Here is a 1843-nt window from a genome sequence, read left to right on the forward strand (position 1 = left end):
ACCCCAGCAACAACAATCCCGTCAGCAGCAGAGCGCCTCATTGCCGCCCGCATCCGGTCCGACGGTCCGCTTCCTGCCGATCATCGGCGCTCCGGTCCAGGCGGTCACCCCGCTGTCCCGCCAGCTCGGCGCTCAGGCCCGCGCCAACGGACTGACGATCCGGCCGTCGAGCGACAACAGTACCGAGCACATCCTGAAAGGTTATTTCTCCGCCTTTTCCGACAGCGGCAAGGTCACCATCGTCTATGTCTGGGACATTCTTGACAGTTCCGGCGCCCGGCTACACCGCATGCAGGGCCAGGAGAGCGTGCCCGGCAGCGGCCAGGATCCCTGGGCCGCGGTTCCGGCTTCGACCATGGAGACCATCGCCGCCAAGACGATCCAGGACTATGTGGCCTGGCGCCAATCCCAAGGCTGATCGATCCGGCTTTGGCTATCTTGGGGCAATCGCGGCGGCCGATTCTTACTGAACCTCAAAAGCCACTGGTCACAGTTTCTTCATAAAAAAGGGTGAGCGGGCGCGAAACGCACTTGCATTCGAAGGCGGCGGCGGTAAAAGGCCCGCATCCAGCTTCAAAACAGGCGGACCGCAATGAAGGTTTTCGCAGGCAATTCGAACCGGCATCTCGCCGACGCGATCTGCAGCTATCTTAATGTTCCAGTCGGAAAAGCCAGCGTAAGGCGATTTGCAGACCAGGAAATCTTCGTTGAAATTCAGGAAAACGTGCGTGGCGAAGATGTCTTCATCATCCAGTCCACGTCCTTCCCGACCAACGATCACCTGATGGAACTGCTGATCATGATCGATGCGTTCCGCCGGTCGTCGGCCAAGCGCATCACGGCGGTCCTGCCGTATTTCGGTTACGCCCGTCAGGACCGCAAGGCCGGCCCGCGCACCCCGATCTCGGCAAAGCTGGTCGCCAACCTGATCACCGAGGCCGGCGCCGACCGTGTCCTGACGCTCGACCTGCATGCCGGGCAGATCCAGGGCTTTTTCGACATCCCGACCGACAATCTCTTCGCGGTGCCGGTGCTCGCACGCGACGTCAAGGAACATTACGACCTCAACAACGTCATGGTCGTCTCGCCCGATGTCGGCGGCGTGGTTCGCGCCCGGGCGCTCGCCAAGCGCATCGACTGTCAGCTGGCAATCGTCGACAAGCGCCGCGAACGGGCTGGCGAATCCGAGGTGATGAACGTCATCGGCGAAGTCGACGGCAAGGACTGCCTGCTGATCGACGATATCGTCGATTCCGGCGGCACGCTCTGCAACGCGGCTGAAGCGCTTCTCAAGAACGGCGCCACCAGTGTGACCGCCTACATCACCCACGGCGTGCTGTCGGGCGGCGCGGTCGCGCGTATCGGCGCCTCCAAGCTCAAGGAACTGGTGATCACCGACTCGATCCAGCCGACCACGGCGGTCCAGTCGGCGCACAACATCCGGGTCATCACCACCGCCAACCTGCTCGGCGAGGCGATCAACCGCACGGCAATGGAATCCTCCGTCTCCAGCCTGTTCGACTGACCTTCTTCTGTCACAAGTATTTGGATAGACTCGCCTTCGAACGCAAACAGAGGGTGAGTCGCGATGTTTTCCTTTATTGGCCTCTCGAAAAGGCTGGCCATTTTCCTTCTAATTCCGTTGCTGTCGGCCTGCGTCGACGGCGGCAGCAGGCCGGGCGGCTACTACCCGCCGGAACGGCCACGGCCGGACTGGAACCGTCCTCAGAGGCCTGATCGTCCTGACTGGGATCGTCCGCAGCGGCCCGACCGTCCGGATTGGAACCAACCCGGCAGGCCCGGTCGTCCGGATCGCCCGGATCGCCCGGACTGGAACCAGCCG

1 protein-coding gene and 2 pseudogenes are annotated in these 1843 nt (G+C 62.4%); all 3 read left to right on the forward strand.

The genetic code is table 11. The features are described 5' to 3' along the window. Positions 1-418, forward strand: a pseudogene (locus MOV61_RS29755) (hypothetical protein); the annotation flags it as partial. A 174-nt stretch (positions 419-592) separates the two neighbouring features. Next, the gene (locus tag MOV61_RS29760; protein ID WP_038544209.1) at positions 593-1525 is read left to right on the forward strand and encodes a ribose-phosphate pyrophosphokinase; all 933 of its coding nucleotides are present in this window, start codon (positions 593-595) and stop codon (positions 1523-1525) included. Between the two features lie 63 nt (positions 1526-1588). Next, positions 1589-1843: pseudogene (locus tag MOV61_RS29765) on the forward strand (hypothetical protein); the annotation flags it as partial.

Origin of the sequence: Neorhizobium sp. BETTINA12A (assembly GCF_023006485.1) — a bacterium.
GTDB lineage: Bacteria > Pseudomonadota > Alphaproteobacteria > Rhizobiales > Rhizobiaceae > Neorhizobium.

What these genes read in the sequence shown, in the direction of transcription:
- MOV61_RS29760 (WP_038544209.1), top strand. Translation starts at nt 593, where the DNA reads ATGAAGGTTTTCGCAGGCAATTCGAACCGGCATCTCGCCGACGCGATC.